The sequence below is a fragment of the Miltoncostaea marina genome (genome assembly GCF_018141525.1).
In the GTDB taxonomy this organism is placed as follows: Bacteria; Actinomycetota; Thermoleophilia; order Miltoncostaeales; family Miltoncostaeaceae; genus Miltoncostaea; species Miltoncostaea marina.
The window spans coordinates 929,464-945,330 of sequence record NZ_CP064655.1; the positions used below are offsets into that span (position 1 = coordinate 929,464).

Annotated in this window: 21 protein-coding genes; 16 read left to right on the forward strand and 5 right to left on the reverse strand. The window is 74.6% G+C overall.

Features of this window, described 5'->3' with window-relative positions; translation table 11 throughout:
• Window positions 1-23 precede the first annotated feature (23 nt).
• The 9 genes from ITJ85_RS04625 (at window position 24) to ITJ85_RS04665 (ending at window position 6,090) form a co-directional block, all read left to right on the forward strand.
• Window positions 24-482 (forward strand): flagellar export protein FliJ, encoded by a 459-nt coding sequence (locus tag ITJ85_RS04625; protein WP_217915186.1) that lies wholly within the window; start codon window positions 24-26, stop codon window positions 480-482.
• 228 nt (window positions 483-710) lie between these two features.
• Window positions 711-1,832, forward strand: coding sequence for a flagellar hook-length control protein FliK (locus ITJ85_RS17345; RefSeq protein ID WP_217915187.1), 1,122 nt, complete (start codon window positions 711-713; stop codon window positions 1,830-1,832).
• 9 nt (window positions 1,833-1,841) lie between these two features.
• Window positions 1,842-2,270: a flagellar hook capping FlgD N-terminal domain-containing protein gene (locus tag ITJ85_RS04635; RefSeq protein WP_217915188.1), complete on the forward strand. Its 429-nt coding sequence runs from the start codon at window positions 1,842-1,844 to the stop codon at window positions 2,268-2,270.
• On the forward strand, window positions 2,267-2,662 hold the full coding sequence (locus ITJ85_RS04640; protein WP_217915189.1) for a TIGR02530 family flagellar biosynthesis protein: 396 nt from the start codon (window positions 2,267-2,269) through the stop codon (window positions 2,660-2,662). Before ITJ85_RS04635 ends, ITJ85_RS04640 begins: the two co-directional genes overlap by 4 nt.
• A gap of 140 nt (window positions 2,663-2,802) precedes the next feature.
• A complete protein-coding gene (locus tag ITJ85_RS04645; RefSeq protein WP_246496366.1) occupies window positions 2,803-3,603 on the forward strand; it encodes a flagellar hook-basal body complex protein in 801 nt (266 codons plus the stop codon).
• Between the two features lie 122 nt (window positions 3,604-3,725).
• Window positions 3,726-3,944 carry a flagellar FlbD family protein gene (locus ITJ85_RS04650; RefSeq protein WP_217915191.1) on the forward strand — a complete coding sequence of 73 codons (219 nt, stop codon included), beginning with the start codon at window positions 3,726-3,728 and terminating at the stop codon, window positions 3,942-3,944.
• Between the two features lie 22 nt (window positions 3,945-3,966).
• A complete protein-coding gene (locus tag ITJ85_RS04655) occupies window positions 3,967-4,794 on the forward strand; it encodes a motility protein A (RefSeq protein ID WP_217915192.1) in 828 nt (275 codons plus the stop codon).
• A gap of 3 nt (window positions 4,795-4,797) precedes the next feature.
• Complete coding sequence (locus ITJ85_RS04660; protein WP_217915193.1) at window positions 4,798-5,616, forward strand: flagellar motor protein MotB; 819 nt, start codon at window positions 4,798-4,800, stop codon at window positions 5,614-5,616.
• 27 nt (window positions 5,617-5,643) lie between these two features.
• Window positions 5,644-6,090: a flagellar basal body-associated FliL family protein gene (locus ITJ85_RS04665; protein WP_217915194.1), complete on the forward strand. Its 447-nt coding sequence runs from the start codon at window positions 5,644-5,646 to the stop codon at window positions 6,088-6,090.
• A 7-nt stretch (window positions 6,091-6,097) separates the two neighbouring features.
• On the opposite strand, the gene ITJ85_RS04670 is transcribed toward ITJ85_RS04665, so the two are convergent.
• From ITJ85_RS04670 to ITJ85_RS04685, 4 genes are all read right to left on the reverse strand, one after another.
• Complete coding sequence (locus ITJ85_RS04670) at window positions 6,098-7,012, reverse strand: SDR family oxidoreductase (RefSeq protein ID WP_217915195.1); 915 nt, start codon at window positions 7,010-7,012, stop codon at window positions 6,098-6,100.
• On the reverse strand, window positions 7,009-7,584 hold the full coding sequence (locus ITJ85_RS04675) for a TetR family transcriptional regulator (RefSeq protein WP_217915196.1): 576 nt from the start codon (window positions 7,582-7,584) through the stop codon (window positions 7,009-7,011). Before ITJ85_RS04675 ends, ITJ85_RS04670 begins: the two co-directional genes overlap by 4 nt.
• A 257-nt stretch (window positions 7,585-7,841) precedes the next feature.
• Entirely contained in the window at window positions 7,842-8,684 is an 843-nt protein-coding gene (locus tag ITJ85_RS04680; RefSeq protein ID WP_217915197.1) for a hypothetical protein, read from the reverse strand.
• 364 nt (window positions 8,685-9,048) lie between these two features.
• The gene (locus ITJ85_RS04685; RefSeq protein ID WP_217915198.1) at window positions 9,049-9,474 is read right to left on the reverse strand and encodes an ATP-binding protein; all 426 of its coding nucleotides are present in this window, start codon (window positions 9,472-9,474) and stop codon (window positions 9,049-9,051) included.
• A gap of 118 nt (window positions 9,475-9,592) precedes the next feature.
• Here ITJ85_RS04685 and fliM point away from each other — a divergent pair, with 118 nt between their 5' ends.
• The 7 genes from fliM to fliR all read left to right on the forward strand — a co-directional run bounded on the left by fliM (window position 9,593) and on the right by fliR (window position 14,975).
• A complete protein-coding gene (gene fliM, locus ITJ85_RS04690) occupies window positions 9,593-10,585 on the forward strand; it encodes a flagellar motor switch protein FliM (RefSeq protein ID WP_217915199.1) in 993 nt (330 codons plus the stop codon).
• A complete protein-coding gene (gene fliY, locus ITJ85_RS04695; RefSeq protein ID WP_217915200.1) occupies window positions 10,582-11,790 on the forward strand; it encodes a flagellar motor switch phosphatase FliY in 1,209 nt (402 codons plus the stop codon). The genes fliM and fliY overlap by 4 nt, the downstream gene beginning before the upstream one ends.
• 91 nt (window positions 11,791-11,881) lie before the next feature.
• Window positions 11,882-12,241 carry a response regulator gene (locus ITJ85_RS04700; RefSeq protein ID WP_217915201.1) on the forward strand — a complete coding sequence of 120 codons (360 nt, stop codon included), beginning with the start codon at window positions 11,882-11,884 and terminating at the stop codon, window positions 12,239-12,241.
• Between the two features lie 98 nt (window positions 12,242-12,339).
• Window positions 12,340-13,032: a flagellar biosynthetic protein FliO gene (gene fliO / locus ITJ85_RS04705; RefSeq protein ID WP_217915202.1), complete on the forward strand. Its 693-nt coding sequence runs from the start codon at window positions 12,340-12,342 to the stop codon at window positions 13,030-13,032.
• Window positions 13,032-13,886: a flagellar type III secretion system pore protein FliP gene (fliP, locus tag ITJ85_RS04710; protein ID WP_217915203.1), complete on the forward strand. Its 855-nt coding sequence runs from the start codon at window positions 13,032-13,034 to the stop codon at window positions 13,884-13,886. Before fliO ends, fliP begins: the two co-directional genes overlap by 1 nt.
• Before the next feature lie 6 nt (window positions 13,887-13,892).
• Complete coding sequence (gene fliQ, locus ITJ85_RS04715) at window positions 13,893-14,165, forward strand: flagellar biosynthesis protein FliQ (protein WP_246496320.1); 273 nt, start codon at window positions 13,893-13,895, stop codon at window positions 14,163-14,165.
• 21 nt (window positions 14,166-14,186) lie between these two features.
• Window positions 14,187-14,975: a flagellar biosynthetic protein FliR gene (fliR, locus tag ITJ85_RS04720; protein ID WP_217915204.1), complete on the forward strand. Its 789-nt coding sequence runs from the start codon at window positions 14,187-14,189 to the stop codon at window positions 14,973-14,975.
• Window positions 14,976-15,186: 211 nt separating this feature from the next.
• Here the strand turns inward: fliR and ITJ85_RS04725 are convergent, their stop codons facing one another.
• Window positions 15,187-15,864: a TetR/AcrR family transcriptional regulator gene (locus ITJ85_RS04725; protein ID WP_217915205.1), complete on the reverse strand. Its 678-nt coding sequence runs from the start codon at window positions 15,862-15,864 to the stop codon at window positions 15,187-15,189.
• Window positions 15,865-15,867 lie beyond the last annotated feature (3 nt).

The window sequence follows — 15,867 nt, forward strand, 5'->3', positions numbered from 1 at the left end:
CGGCGGGCGCCGATAGAGGGGGCGTGAGCGACCGCTTCCGCTTCCGCCTCGAGCAGGTGCTGGACCACCGCGTGCGCCGTGAGGACCTGGTGCGCCAGGAGCTCGCGCAGGCGATGGCCGCCGTGGCGGCGCAGCAGGAGCGGGCCGTCGCGGCCGAGGACGCCGTACGGCGCGGCCTGGACGGGCTGCGCCGCATGATGGGCGAGCCGATCGGCCTCGACCGGCTGCGGGCCGCCCACGAGGACCTCGCGATCCTCCGCGCCCGCGCCGCCCACGAGCGCTCGGGGGTCGCGCGCCTCGAGGCGGTCGCCGACGACCGGCGCGCCGACATGGTCAGGGCGAGCCAGGACCGCGAGGCGCTCGTGCAGCTGCGCCGTAGGGCCGAGCAGCGCCACGGCGCCGAGCTGGCGCGCCGCGACGCGGTCCTCATGGACGAGCTGGCCGCCCGCAGGGCGCGCGTCCACGGGGGCGCGGCGGCGTAGGACCGGCCGGCGGCGCGGGACTCCTGGATCGGGGTCGCGCTGCCGATAGGGAGGGGGCGCGGAGCGCGCCGGCCTCCGGCCGGCGCGGCGCGCCGCACGACGCCGACACGGAAGGACGGTGTGGTTGGGATGATGGATCTTCAGCTCGGGCCGCCGCCGGTGGCCCCGGGCCGAGGGGGCGCCGCCCCCGCGACGGGAGCCGGTGGCGACAGCGCCACGGGGGCCCTCGTGGAGACGGCGGACGGAGGGTTCGTGGCCGTGCTGGACGGCCACGCCGCCACCGCCCCGGCGGGCGAGCCCGCCCCGGTCCTCACAGCAGACGCAGCCGGACCCCTGCCGGGGGAGCTGCAGCAGGAGGGCGCCGCCGACGCCGGCGCCCCGGTCACGGAGGTCGTCGCCGCGGACGTCGCGGCCGCCATCGCGGCGGTCGCGGCCGCCCAGGCCGCGACGCCGCCGGCCACGACCGCCGCCGCCGTCGCCGTCGCCGGCGACGACGGCGGCGCCCCGGCCCCCGCCCCGGCGGGCACGGCCACCGCGGCGGCGCTCGCCGCGGCCGCCGGCGTGCCGGCGGCCGACGGCCCCGACGCGACGGCCGCCCCCGCGGCGGCCGGCCCGGCGACCCCCGTCGCCGGCACCGCGGGCGCGGACCGGCCCGCCGGGCCCGCCCCGGCGGCCACGCTCACGCTGACGCTGACGCAGGCCGACCCGGCGGCGACCCCCGCGTCGGGCGCGGTCCCGGCCACGGCCGCCGGCGCCGAGGAGGCGCCGGCGCCGGCGCCGGTGCGGCACGCCGCCGCGGAGGCCGCCCCGGCCGCCCGCGTCGCCGAGCCCCCGGCCGGCCTCGCGCCGGCCGCGACCCCCGCGCCAGCGCCGGTGGCGCACGGCGTGGTGGACGCCCTCGTCCGCCACGGCGCGGTCACCACGCCCCGCGAGCTGGCGCACGAGCTCGGCGCCGGGGTCCGCATGGCGGTGCGCGAGGGCGGCCGCGAGCTGCTCATCAGCCTGCGCCCGCCGGAGCTCGGGCACCTGACCATCCGCGTGACGATGGTCGAGGGCGTGATGCAGGCCCAGATCATCGCCGACCGGCCCGAGGCGGCGCGCATGCTGCAGGGCTCGCTCGCGCACCTCGGCTCGGCGCTCGACGAGCTGGGCTACTCGCTGGACTCGCTGGACGTCTCCTACGGCGGCGGCGGCGACCCGCGCGACGCCGGGGCGTCGTCGCGCGGGTCCGGCCGCGCCGCCGTCCGGGGCGAGGTGCTCGAGGCCGACGGCACGCCCGTCGCGCTCGCGGGCGCCGGACCGGTCACCGTCGCCGCCGGCGCCGCCGGCCGGCTCGACCTCTTGGCATAGGAGGCGCCCATGCCGCCACTCACCACCGACGCGGTCACCGGGCCGTTCACCCCGGCCGCGAACCGGGCCACGGCGAAGGAGGCGCCCGTCGACATCTTCTCGTCGGAGGGCTTCCTGCGGATCCTGGCCAGCCAGATCTCCAACCAGAACCCGCTCGAGCCGATGTCCGACACCGAGTACATCGCGCAGATGGCGCAGTTCTCGCAGCTCGAGCAGACCACCAACATGGCGCGCGACATCCGCGCGCTGGCGCTGTCCAGCCGGCTCGCCGAGGGATCGGCGCTGATCGGCAGGACCGTCTCCTACGCGCCCGCGGGCGGCGCCGACCCGGTCACCGGGGTGGTCGAGCGCCTGCGAGTGGCCGGCGACGGCTCGATGGCGCTGGTCGTGAACGGGGTCGAGGTCGACCCCGGCCTCGTGACGGAGGTGCGCCCGTGAGCATCGAGCGCCCCGTCGCGCCGGCCGGCGCGGTGGCGGGCACGACGTCCGCCGCGGCCGCCGGCCGCGCGCGCGAGGTCGCGGCGCCCGGGTTCGACGGCATGCTCGCCGAGCGCCTGCGCCCGGCGGCGTCCCCGCAGCCGGTGCGCTGGAGCGCCCACGCGGTGCAGCGCCTGTCGCAGCGCGAGATCGCCGTCACCCCCGACCTGCAGGGTCGCCTCGAGGGCGCGGTCGACCGGCTGGCGGCCAAGGGCGGGCGCGAGAGCGTCGTGCTCATGGACCGCATGGCCTTCGTCGTCTCCGTCCAGAACCGCACCGTCATCACCGCGGTCGATCAGGCCGGGATGCGCGACCAGGTCTTCACCAACATCGACAGCGCGGTCCTGAGCTAGCCGCGCCCCGCGCGAGCCCCCCGGCCCGGGCTGGACCTCTGTCGAGGGGGTCCGGGTCACTCACACACAGAGAGGAACCCAGTCAGATGATGCGCTCCATGTTCGCCGCGGTCTCCGGCCTCCGGAACCACCAGACGATGATGGACACCATCGCCTCGAACATCTCGAACGTGAACACGCACGCGTACAAGTCGCAGCGCACCACGTTCAAGGACTCGCTCTACCAGAACCTGTCCGGCGCCGGCGCGCCGACCGCCACCCTCGGCGGCACCAACCCGCGCCAGATCGGCCTGGGCATGTCGCTCAACTCGGTCGACAACCTGATGACCCAGGGCAACACCCAGTCCACCGGCGTCGTCACCGACATGATGATCTCGGGCGACGGCTTCTTCCGCGTCGCGGCCCCGGGCGCGACCTTCGGCGGGGTCGGCGGCAACGACCTGACCGCGGGCGGCGAGCAGTACACCCGCGCCGGCAACTTCTCGTTCGACAACGCCGGCCACCTCGTCACCAGCAGCGGCCAGTACGTGATCGGCGTCGTGGACGCCACGGGCAACGTCGGCCGCCTGCAGGTCGACCCGGCCACCACCGCGGCCATCAACGTGGACGCCTCGGGCGTGGTCACCGCCATCGACACGGCCGGCATCGCCACCACGATCGGCACGCTCAGCCTGGCGAAGTTCGCGAACGCCGCCGGCCTGGAGCGCACCGGCGACAACCTGTGGCAGGCCACCAACAACTCCGGCCCCGCGGTGCTCGGCGCGCCGGGCGGCGCCGCCGGTCACGGCGTGGTGGTGCCGGGCGCCCTCGAGATGAGCAACGTCGACCTGGCGCTCGAGTTCACCAACATGATCATCGCCCAGCGCGGCTTCCAGGCGAACAGCCGGGCGATCACCACGTCCGACGAGATGCTCAACGAGCTCGTCAACCTGAAGCGCTAGCCGAGGGGCCGCCGGGCCGCCGAGCGGCGGCCCGGCGGCTCAACCGCGGCGCCCGGCGACCGATAGCGGGGGAGGCACACCGGCCCCCCGCGGCCGGGCCGCCATCGCACCGGAGGATCGACGTGATCACCCTTCACCGCCTGAACGGCGAGGAGATGACGCTCAACGCGGAGCTCATCCTCACCGTCGAGGCAATGCCCGACACGCACATCCTGATGATGGACCGCCGCCGCGTGCTCGTCTCCGAGACGGTCGACGAGGTGGTCCGGGCGGTCGTCGAGTACCGCCGCCGGGTGATGTCCGGCGCACTGCTCGCCCCGTCCGTCCCGCTGAGCGCCTGACCACGGGCCGGAGGCTCTTCGCATGTCGCCACTGATCGGCCTCGTCGGGGCCTGGGTCTTCATCATCGTCGGGATGCTGATGAAGGGCGGGTCCATCGGCGGCATCATCAGCCCGCCCGCCGCGATGATGGTCATCGGCGGCACCACCTGCGTCCTGATCGCCTCCTTCGGCATGAAGGAGACGATCGGGATGATCAAGCTGACGATCCTGTCGCTGAAGGAGCGGGCCGACACCCGCCCCGAGGTCATCCGCACGCTCGTCGGCTTCAGCGAGAAGGCGCGCCGCGAGGGCCTGCTGGTCCTGGAGGAGGACGCCAAGCGGGTCGACGACCCCTTCCTGCGCAAGGGCGTGCGCCTGGTGGTGGACGGCACCGACCCCGAGCTGGTCAAGGACATCCTCGAGACCGAGCTCGACGCGATGGAGGAGCGCCACCACAAGAACCAGAAGATGTTCAAGCAGGGCGGCGCCTTCGCCCCGACGATCGGGATCATGGCCACCGTGCTGTCGCTGGTCGGCGTGCTCCAGCACCTCGACGAGCCGGACACGCTCGGCCCGGCCATCTCGGCCGCCTTCCTCGCCACCTTCTACGGCGTCGCGGTGGCGAACGTCGTCTACCTGCCGATCGCCAACGCGCTCGAGAAGATGACCACGCAGGAGTCGGCCGAGCGCCTGCTGATGATCGAGGGCGTGCTCTCGATCCAGAGCGGCGACAACCCCCGCATCCTGGCCGAGAAGCTGTGGAGCTTCCTGCCGCCCGAGGCCCGCGAGCTCGACGGCGACGGCGAGCCCGCCGGGGCGGCGTCCGCCGCCGGCGCGGGCGACGGCGAGCCCGTGGCCCAGGCCGCCTGACCGATGGCCCGGCGCAAGCAGCGGCACGACGAGCACCCCGACGAGCGCTGGCTCGTCACCTACGCCGACGTGCTCACGCTCATGTTCGTCCTGTTCATGGTGCTCTTCTCGATCTCGGTCGTGAACACCGGCAAGTTCGACCTGCTCAAGCAGAGCCTGCAGGACGCGTTCAACGCCGGCGTGACCTCGGGCGGCGAGAGCGTGCTGGTGTCGTCGGACGGCACGGTCACGCCGGTCGTGGACACGCTCATGTCCCAGATCGCCCCCGAGGTGCCGAGCGCCGGCGGCATCAGCCTGGCCGACGCGTCGCCCGAGCAGATGCTCGAGACGAAGCAGCTCGAGGCCGCCGAGAAGGCGATCAACGCCAAGCTGGCCGACGCCGGCCTCGGCGGCAAGGTCAGCACCTCGGTCAACGAGCGCGGCCTCGCCGTGCGCATCGAGACCGACGGCGTGCTGTTCGACCCCGGCCAGGCGCTGCTGAAGCCCGCCGGCGTCGCGATCATCACGCCGATCGCCGCCTCGATGAGGGCCCTGCCGAACCCGGTCCGGGTGGAGGGCCACACCGACAGCACCCCCATCAGCAGCTCGCAGTTCCCGTCGAACTGGGCGCTGTCGGGCGTGCGCGCAGCGGCCGTCGTCCAGGCGTTCCAGTCCTCGGGCATCCCGGAGCCGCGCCTGATCCTGGGCGGCTACGGCGACACCCGCCCGGTCGGCGACAACGGCACGGCCGCGGGCCGCGCCGCCAACCGCCGCGTCGAGATCCTCGTGCTGCGCCTCCAGGGCGCGCCCGGCCAGTCACCCGCCGCCGCCGTCGGCGGCTAGCCCCACCCGACCCCGCAGGAGCCAGTCGTGAAGAAGAAGCTGATCATCGCCGTCCCCGTGCTGCTGCTCGTGCTGGCGATCGGAGCGAAGATGACCGTGCTGGCCCCGGCCGCCCCCGACGAGGCCGCGCTGGCCAAGGAGCCGGGCGCCGTCTACACGATGGCCGACCCGTTCGTCGTGAACCTCGCCGACCGCGACGGCACGCCGCACTACGCCAAGGTGGGCCTGGCCATGCGGTTCTCGAAGCTGTCCGAGGGCGAGATCGTCCCGGCCAAGGGCGAGAAGCCCGCCCAGGTGGAGGGCGACGCCGAGCTGCGCGACATCGTCATCAGCACGCTGCAGGCCAAGACCAGCGGCCAGCTCGGCAACGCCGCCGGCCGCACCGCGGTCAAGCGCCAGATCGTCGCCCGGGTCAACAAGCAGACCGACCTGAAGATCCTGGACGTCTACTACACGGAGTTCGCCGTCCAGTAGGCCGTGCTCAGCGGTACGCGGCCGGATCGGCGTCCCTGGGGTCGGCCCCGACCGCGACGACCTCGTCGAACCAGCGCCCCCAGTCGGGGCGCGAGCCGTCGAGGTCGCGCAGGCCGTACTCGGCTGCGAGACCCCACGGCGACAGGGCGCGGCCGGCCCAGCGCGCCACCCGCGGGTCGGCCGCGAGCGCGGCGACCGCCCGCCCGACGTAGCGGGGCGTCTCCGAGATCGCGAAATGGGGGTCGCGGGCGACGCCCTCGCGCCAGCGCTCCTCCGTGACCCCGAAGTGGTCGAGCATCGCCTCGGAGCGCAGGAACCCGGGCGTGACCGCCACGGCCGTCACGCCGTGCGGGCCGAGCTCGGCGGCCTGGGCCACCGCCAGCCGGATGACCGACGCCTTCACGAGGTCGTAGAACAGCGAGCCGCGGTAGTCGTCGCGCACGCCGTCGGTCACCTCGACGATCAGCCCCGCGCCCCGCGCCGCCATGAGCGGCGCCAGCGCGTGCGAGGTGATCAGGTGGCTCTCCACCCCGTTGCGCAGCGCGCGCAGCCCGTCGGCGAGGTCGTGCTCCCAGAAGGGCGCGTCCCAGCGCACCAGGCGGTCGCCGCCCCACACGTCGTTGACGAGCACGTCCAGCCGCCCGCCCGCCTCGCGCTCCAGGCGCCCGCGCAGCGCCGCGACGTCGGCCGGGTCGGTGTGGTCGCAGCGCACCGCGACCGCGCGGCCGCCCGCCGCCTCCACCAGCCCGGCGGTCTCCTCGATCGTCTCGGCGCGGCCCATCTCCGAGCGGCCTGCCCGCGTGCTGCGGCCCGTGACCCACACGGTCGCGCCCGCGCCGCCGAGCTCCACGGCGATGCCCCGGCCCGCGCCGCGGGTCGCCCCCGCGACCAGCGCCACCCGCCCGGCGAGCGGCCGGCTCACGGCGCGCCCCACGCGCCGAGCAGCTCGCCCAGGTCGCGGCGCAGCCGCGCGGCGAGCGCGCCGCGCGGCTCGAGCGACCAGGCGAGCTGGGCGCCGTTGACCACCGCGAGCAGCAGGTCGGCCGCCGCCGCGGGCGACGGGGCGCGCGGCAGGTCCGGCGCCGCGGCGACGAGCCCGGCCAGGACGTCGCGCCGGGCGGCCAGGTCGTCGCGCACGAGCCCGCGCAGGACCGGGTCGGCGAGGTCGGCGCCGAGCTGGGCGAGGTGGTTCGCCGCCACGTCGGGGTCGTCGATCGCCTCCGCGCCCGCCAGCATCGCCGCGAGCACCGCCCCCGCGCCGGGGCCGGCGGCGTCCGCCGCCTCGCGCATCCGCCGCACCGACCCCGCCGACGCGGTTCGCCAGACCGCCTCGAGCATCCCCCGCCGCGACCCGAACCGCGCGATCAGGGTGCCCGCCGCGACCCCGGCCCCGGCCGCCACCTCGGCCACCGTGAACCCCGGGCCACGACGCGAGATCGCCGCCACGGCGGCGGCCACCAGCCGCTCGTCGTCGATGGTCCGGGGACGCGCCACGCAGTTATTGAATAACGGTTCAATAACTGCGTCGAGGACGCCTCCCCACGGAGCCGGGGGCGCTGCCTCGATCGGGCCGGGACCGCTCGCTCACCTGGGCGAACGCCGGTTGCTCATTTGGGCTGATGGCGTCCGCTCACTTGCGGCGGCCGCCCCCCACCCGGAGGACGTCCGGCCGCGCAGGCGCGCGACGCCCCGCCGCCCATCCGGGCCGCCCCGGGGGATCCCGCCGAGGGTGCCGCCCGCGGGCCCTGGGCTCAGCAGAAGACGAGCCCGTCCTCACCGGGATCCGAGCCCGGCTCGCGGACGAGGACACCGTCGGAGAGCCGGTAGAACTCGGCCCTGCCTCGCGCCAGTCCGGAGACCTCGAAGGGCTCTCCCCGGTCGTCGACGACGACGCTGCCGGTGCCGTCCGCGGCGCTGTAGAGCACCTCGAGGCGCCACCGCACCAGGGTGGGGCTGCGCGTGGTGGCGACGACGTCGACGACCTCGACGTCGTCGGGGGTGACCCGCTTCGTGAAGTCCAGACGCGGGGTCGTCGGCGGCTCGGCGATGTTGTCGCTGAACGCGATCCCGGGCGGGTCCCGGTCGAGGTCGATCCGGGCCTCCCTCACCTCCACCGCGCCGCAGCCTCGCCGGTGGGTGAACCATCCCGCGGCAGGGGCGAGCCGCTCGACGACCGTCGCGGTGATGCCGTTGACGATGACCGGTCGCTCGTCCCGGCCCCGCAACACGAGCCGGAACGTCTGCTCCTGCCCGACCACGGCGTCGTGCTCGCGCGCCCAGGCGTAGTACTCGTCATCCCGCCCGTCGGCGAGGAGGTCCGCCGGGGCCGCCTCCGGCGGCACGTCGCCCACGATGTACATCGGCGTGAAGAAGGTCCCGGTCTGGTACTCGCCCGGTTGCAGCACCTGGGCCGCGATGGGCGCGTCCCGGTCGAGGGCGCCGGCGATGCGCTCGGAGCCCTCGTCGAGGGCGACCGGGACGACGTAGCCGACGACGGCCGCGACGACCCCGAGGGCGACTGCCTGCTTCCAGAACCGGCGGGCCAGGGTGCGGACGCGGCCCCGCCCGGGTGAGCTGTCAGGCCGGCCCGGCACGCTGGATCAGGCCGTCACGCCGGGGCCATGGCGGATGGGCGCCGGGACCGCTCCGACCAGGGCCGGCGCGTCGGTCGCGTCCGCGTGGGCGGTTCGCGCTACGGGACAGCACAGCCGTCGCCTCCATCTCCGGCCGACGCCGGCGGAGGGTGTACGGGCGCCCACGCGCCGCGCGATCCGTGCACCCCGCCCCGGCTGCGGCATATCCATTACGAAACACCGACGAAGCGCGCTGGTATCAAGGACCGCCGGGGGCGGCACCGAGTTTCTCCGAGGTTCGCGAGGACGATCCACCGTGTCCGGCACCGCAGCGCCTCGGGCGAGCGACCCCCCGGGGCCCGGGCGGGGTCGCCCGGGCGACGGCCTAGGCGCCGATGTGGGGGTCGGGGGAGAGCTCGATGCGGACGGTCGTGCCGCGCTGGCCGGTCGTGATCGTCACGAGGTCGGTGAGCTGACGGGCGATCCAGAGCCCGCGCCCGCGGGTTCCGTAGGGCTCGGGGGGGTGCGTGCGCCAGACGCGGGCGCGGTCGAAGCCCTCGCCGACGTCGGCCACCTCGACCACGAGCCGCCCGTCGACCCAGGCCGTCACCTCGATGGGCGGGCGGCCGTGCTCCTGCGCGTTCGCGATCACCTCGTCGAGGGCGAGGACGAGGTCGCTCGCGCGGTCGTCGAAGCCGCCGCGCACGGCGATGTCGCGCACGGCCCTGCGGACGGCGGCGATCTCGGCCGGGTCGTCGCCCAGCAGCGAGCTGTAGTGCTCCTCCATGTCGATCGACCGCTGCGCCGGCACGCCGTCTCCGGGGGGTGGGGCGAAAGGTGCAGGGTAGCGGGCCGGAGCACTCCGCGAGGACCCCCGTCCGGTGGGGGCGGACGCTCAACTATCCGGGGGTCCCGCCGATAGTGGGGGCGTGTCCGAGGTCCTCTCCCAGAGCGAGATCGACGCCCTGCTCTCCGCCATGTCGAGCGGCGACCTGGACGCCGAGGCGATCCAGGAGTCGGTCGGCGAGCCGCAGGTGCGGCCGTTCGACTTCATGCGGCCCAACAAGTTCTCGAAGGACCAGCTCCGCACCATCGAGCTGCTCCACGAGACCTTCTGCCGCACGGCCCAGACCCAGCTTTCGGGCGTGCTGCGGGCGCTGGTCGAGATCGACGTCGTCAGCGCCGACCAGGTCAGCTACGGCGAGTTCGTCAACTCGATCCCGGCGCCGAGCCTGCTGACCATCGCGACGATGGAGCCGCTGGACGGCAACGCGGTCATCGACGTCAACCTGCCGATCGTCTTCTCGATCATCGACCGCCTGACGGGCGGGCCGGGCCTGCAGCGCCCGAAGGCGCGCGAGCTGACCGAGATCGAGCACGCCCTGATGGGGAACGTCACCGAGGTGCTCCTCGGCGCGTTCTCGGAGGCGTGGTCGAGCGTCGTGCCCACCCGCTTCCGCCGGGTGGCGACCGAGATGAACCCGCAGTTCGCGCAGATCGTCACGCCGGCCGAGATGGTGATGCTGATCACGTTCGAGCTGCGGATCGGTGCGGCGACCGGCTCCATCTCGCTCTGCGTGCCGTACCTCGTGCTCGAGCCGGTCATGGACCGCTTCACCGCCCAGAACTACTTCTCGAACCAGACGGGCTCGGCGCCCGAGCTGCGCGACGGCATCGCCTCGCAGCTCGACTCGGTGCGCGTGCCGCTGACCGTCGAGCTGGGCCGGGCCGAGCTGAACGTGGGCGACCTGCTCGCCCTGCAGCCGGGGGACGTGATCCCCCTCTCCATCCCGCCCGGCGCCGACGCGCGCGTCCGGATCGGCCAGCGGGACGCCTTCTTCGCACAACCGGGCACGCGGGGCCGCAGGGCGGCCGTGCAGATCACCGGACGGATCGAGGACCTCGAAAGGATGTCGGTATGAGCGGTGGGAGCCTCTCCCAGGAGGAGATCGACGCCCTCATGGCCGGCGGGGCCGACGCCCTGCAGGCCGCCGCCGCGCACGAGCCGGCCGGCCCGGCCGCGGAGCCGGCGCCGATCGTCCCGGCCGACGACGGCTCGGCCGAGCCGCTCGACGACATGGAGCGCGACACGGTCGGTGAGGTCGGCAACATCTGCATGTCGAGCGCCGCCACCACGCTGAGCAAGCTGCTCGGTCGCGCGGTCCAGATCACGACGCCGCGCGTCGAGATGATCGGCCAGGACGAGATGCGGAGCCACTTCGACGAGCCGGCGCTCGTCGTGGTGATCGAGTACACCGAGGGCCTCGACGGCCGCAACGCCTTCGTCCTCAGCACGCGGGACGCCTCGGTGGTCGCCGACGTGATGATGGGCGGCCAGGGCGTCGCCTCCGAGTCGCTGGACGACCTCCACGTCTCCGCGATCAGCGAGGCGATGAACCAGATGATGGGCAGCGCCGCCACGGCGATGGCCGAGATGGCCGGCCGCCGGGTGGACATCTCGGCGCCGTCGGTGACGGTGCTCGGCGAGGAGGGCGGCGTCTACGACATCGGGCTCGAGCAGCCGGTCGTGCGGACGTCCTTCCAGCTCACGGTCGAGGACCTGCTCGAGACGACCCTCATGCAGCTGATGCCGCTGGGCTTCGCCCGCGCGCTGGTCGGCGGCCTCACCGGCGCCGCGCCCGCGCCCGCGCCCGAGCCCGTCGCCGCGCCCGAGCCGCCCCCCGCGCCCGCGCCCGAGCCGGTCGCCGCCGTCCCACAGCCGCCGCCGCCCGCGCCGGCCGCCGCGGGCGCGCCGTCGCCCGCCGAGGACGACCGCCACCTGCGCGCCGTGCCGGTGCCGGTGGCCCAGCCGGTCACCTTCCCGTCGCTCGACGAGGCCCCGGCCGCGCCGGGCGGCAGCGACATCAGCCTGCTGCTCGACGTGCCGCTGCAGGTGACCGTCGAGCTGGGCCGCACCCAGCTGCGCATCCGCAACGTGCTGGAGCTGGTGCCCGGCTCGATCATCGAGCTGGACAAGCTCGCCGGCGAGCCGGTCGACGTGCTCGTCAACGGCAAGGGCATCGCGCGCGGCGAGGTCGTGGTGATCGACGAGGAGTTCGGCGTCCGCATCACCGACGTCGCCAGCCAGGCCAAGCGCCTGCGCGGCCTGGCCGCCGAGGCCGAGTAGGCCCCCCGGCGGGGCGCGGCCCGGGGCGCTCAAGTCCCGCCGCGCCCCTCCGATACCCGCACCAGCCCGGACGACGACGGGGGTCCACCGAATGCCCAGCGTGTTGATCGCAGACGACGCCGCCTTCATGCGGATGATGATCAAGAACATCCTCAGCGAGGCCGGCTACGAGATCGTCGGCGAGGCCGAGAACGGCCAGGACGCGGTCGCCAGGTACCGCGAGCTCAAGCCCGACCTGACCACGATGGACATCACGATGCCCGAGATGGACGGCATCGCCGCCCTGCGGGCGATCCGCGGCGACGACCCCGCCGCCCGGGTGGTCATGTGCTCGGCGATGGGCCAGCAGTCGATGGTGATCGAGTCGATCCAGGCCGGCGCGCGGGACTTCATCGTGAAGCCCTTCCAGCCCGACCGGGTGCTCGAAGCCATCCAGAAGGCGCTCGCCTAGCGCCGCAGCCGCTCGGCGCCGCACGCCGGCGCACAGCACACGCCATGGTCACCCTCACCCCGGCCAGGCACGGATCGCCCTCCACCCCACGGCGCCGGATGCGCCTCCACCGCCCGCCCCTCGCGGCCGCGGCGCGCGCCCTCGCGCTCGTCGCCCTGCTGGCCGCCCTGGCGTTCGCGGTCCCGTCCGCGCTCGCGCAGGGCTCCGCCCCGGAGCGCGCGTCCACGACGGCCGCCCGCGCCGCCACGGCGCCGGCGGCCGGCGCCGACGCGGGGGCACGCGCCCCGGCGACGACCCGCACGGCCGCGGACCCCGAGTCGCAGCTCATCCCCGAGGGCTCGTCCCGGCCCACCTCCATCGACGCGGGCGGCGCGGGCACCCTGCTGCGCCTGCTGATCGGCCTGGTCATCGTGGTGGGCCTGATCACGGCCGTCTGGTACGTGATGAAGCGGGTCCAGCGCTCGCGGTTCCCGGCGCTCGAGGAGCGCGGCTCCGGGCTGGTCGAGATCGTCACCACCACGCCGCTCGGCCCCAACCGCTCGCTGCACCTCATCCGGGTGGGCGACGACCTGCTCCTGATCGGCTCGGCCGACGGCGGCATCACCCCGATCACGACCCTCGACCGCGAGCAGGCGGCCGCGCTGGTCGATCTGGCGCCGCCCGCGCCGCGCTTCGGCGCGCCCCCCGGCGGCCCGGGCGGCCCCGGCGCCGACGACCGGGCGCGCGCGGTGGCCACCGCCGGCATCGGCTCGCTCGTCGAGCGCCTCCGCGCGATGACGACCCGCCGCTAGTGGCCGGCGGCACCATCCCCGCCGAGGCCCGCGTGGCGCCGCCGCTGCCCACGCTGCGCGAGCGCATCGTGGCCGCCCTGCCGCCGCCCGCGAGGACGCGCCGGCGCAGGTGGCTGCGGCGCGGCTTCCTGCTCGCGCCGATCGTCATGGCGATCGGCTGCGTGCTGTGGCCGGCCATCGCCTCGGCCGCCCCCGGCATCAACCTCAACCTCGACAGCGAGGACGGCGAGGTCTCGACCTCGCTGCAGCTGGTGGCCCTGCTCACGGTGCTCAGCCTGGCGCCGTCGATCCTGATCATGATGACCAGCTTCACGCGGATCATCATCGTGCTGGGCTTCGTGCGGAACGCCCTCGGCACGCCGTCGATGCCGCCCAACCAGGTGCTCGTGGGCATCGCCCTGTTCCTGAGCCTGTTCGTGATGGCGCCGACCTTCACGGCGATCAACGACCAGGCGCTGCAGCCGCTGCTCGAGAAGCGGATCGACGAGGGCGAGGCGCTGAAGCGCGCCGAGGCCCCCATCAGGGACTTCATGTTCAAGGAGGTCGATCAGCAGGACCTCGCGCTGTTCACCGACCTCGCCGACGAGGAGCGCCCCCGCACGCGCGCCGACGTCCCGACCCACGTGCTCATCCCGGCGTTCGTGCTCTCCGAGCTGAAGACGGCCTTCGAGATCGGGTTCCTCATCCTGATCCCGTTCCTCATCATCGACATGGTCATCGCCTCGACGGTGATGAGCATGGGCATGGTGATGCTGCCGCCGACGATCATCGCCCTGCCGTTCAAGGTCCTGCTGTTCGTGCTTGTGGACGGCTGGCACCTGGTGGCCGAGTCGCTCGTCCGAGGGTTCGGGTAGGCGGCCGTGGACCAGAGCCAGATCATGGAGATCGGTGGCCAGGCGATGTGGGTCACCCTGCAGATCGCGCTGCCGATCCTGGGCGCCAGCCTCGTGGTGGGCCTGCTGGTGTCGGTCTTCCAGGCCGTCACCCAGCTGCAGGAGCCCACGCTCACCTTCATCCCCAAGATCCTGGCGGTCGTGGTGGTGATCGTCGTGGCCGGCCCCTGGATGATGAACTCGCTGCTCGGCTTCACGATCGACCTGTGGGCGGGCATCCCGCTCATCGGGCCCGAGTAGCGGCCGGGCCCCCGGCTGGCCGTGGACCGGCTCCTCGCCGACCTCGCGCCCCAGGCGGCGCTGTTCATGCTCATCGCGACGCGGCTGTCGGCGATGATGGCCGTCGCGCCGGTCTTCGGCTCGCGCAGCATCCCCGTGCGGGTGAAGGCCGGCCTCGTGGTGCTGATCAGCTGGATCTCGCTGCCGATCGCCGCGAGCCAGGGCGGCCAGGTGCCGGACAGCGTCATCGGGCTGTCGGTGCTCGCCGTGAAGGAGGCGATCATCGGCGTCGCCTTCGGCCTGGTGGCCCAGTTCCTGTTCGCCGCCGTCCAGACGGCGGGCTCGTTCATCGACATGTCGGCGGGCTTCGCCGTCTCGCAGACGCTCGACCCGACCTCCAACGTGAGCGTGTCGGTGCTGGGGCGCTGGTACAACCTCATCGCGATCACCTGCTTCCTCGCGATGGGCGGCCACCAGCTGCTCGTGGCCGGGGTCGTGCGCTCGTTCACGCTGGCGCACCCGCTCGCCGACCCGGACCTGAGCGCGGTGATCTCCGGCGTGCTGGAGCGCGCCGACGACATCTTCCTCGTGGTCGTGCAGATCGGCGCGCCGATCCTGGGCGCGCTGCTCATCACCGACGTCACGCTCGGCGTCATCTCGCGCGCCGTGCCCCAGATGAACATCTTCATCGTGGGGCTGCCGCTGAAGATCGTGGTGGCCCTCGCCGGCAGCGCCATCCTGCTGCCCGCGTTCGTGGCCCTCACCAACTCGCTGGCCGGTCGGATGCTCTCCGACCTGTCGCAGATCATGCGGGCCGCCGGGGCGGGGTGACCCCGAGGGCGGACCCGGGCGCCAGGGGCTCCTGGCGCCCGGGTCCGGGGGGCGGCCCGGGCGAGGGCGGCCCGGCCACCGACGGGGTGCGGGGCGCCCTGCCGATGGCGCCCCGTCCCGTGGCCGGGACACTGCACGACCGGGGCGCACGACGCAAGGGTACGCGAACACGGATTATGAGGCGACCCGAACATCGGCCGCCGGCGACCGGCTACCCGCCCGGCGGCCCGGTCAGGCCGGAGACGCGCAGCCCGGCGATGATCAGGTCGAGCCCGGGCTCGACCATGCCCTCCGGCTCGCGCGCGCGCACGTGGCGCACGAGGTGGCCCACCAGCGGGTGCTCCGCCGCCACCGCGTCGACCTCGGCCGGCGCCAGCGGCGGCGACAGGCTCGTGACGGTCGCGGACAGCAGCTCCGAGGCGAGCACGTAGCGCACCACCACCCGCAGCGCGGCCGCCGCGGCGTCCGGGTCGAAGCCGGCGTCGGCGAGGGCCCGCAGCGGCGGCTCGAGGATGCGCGCGCAGGCCGCGTACGCGCGGTCGAGGTCGGTGGCGAACAGGCCCAGCGCGTGGGGGTGGCGCTGGAAGGTGCGCCGGAAGTCGCGGGCGAGCGCCACGAGGGCGTCCTCCCAGCGCGCGGGCGGCGGCCCCGTGGGCCGCAGCGCCGCCAGCTCCTCGTAGATCAGCTCGCGGACGCCCTCGACCACCGCCTGCTTGTTCTCGACGTGCCGGTAGAGCGACATCGCCTGCACGCCGAGCTCGGCGCCCAGGCGGCGCATCGACAGCTCGGCCATGCCGTGCTCGTCGATGAGCCGCAGGGCGGCCTCCAGGATCCTCCTCCGCTCGAGGGGCTCCCGGGGCCGCCCGGTGGCCGAGGGGTCCGTCGCCACGCG

What these genes read in the sequence shown, in the direction of transcription:
- ITJ85_RS04635 (WP_217915188.1), top strand. Translation starts at nt 1,842, where the DNA reads ATGCCGCCACTCACCACCGACGCGGTCACCGGGCCGTTCACCCCGGCC.
- ITJ85_RS04645 (WP_246496366.1), top strand. Translation starts at nt 2,803, where the DNA reads ATGGACACCATCGCCTCGAACATCTCGAACGTGAACACGCACGCGTAC.
- ITJ85_RS04655 (WP_217915192.1), top strand. Translation starts at nt 3,967, where the DNA reads ATGTCGCCACTGATCGGCCTCGTCGGGGCCTGGGTCTTCATCATCGTC.
- ITJ85_RS04660 (WP_217915193.1), top strand. Translation starts at nt 4,798, where the DNA reads ATGGCCCGGCGCAAGCAGCGGCACGACGAGCACCCCGACGAGCGCTGG.
- fliY (WP_217915200.1), top strand. Translation starts at nt 10,582, where the DNA reads ATGAGCGGTGGGAGCCTCTCCCAGGAGGAGATCGACGCCCTCATGGCC.
- ITJ85_RS04700 (WP_217915201.1), top strand. Translation starts at nt 11,882, where the DNA reads ATGCCCAGCGTGTTGATCGCAGACGACGCCGCCTTCATGCGGATGATG.
- fliO (WP_217915202.1), top strand. Translation starts at nt 12,340, where the DNA reads ATGCGCCTCCACCGCCCGCCCCTCGCGGCCGCGGCGCGCGCCCTCGCG.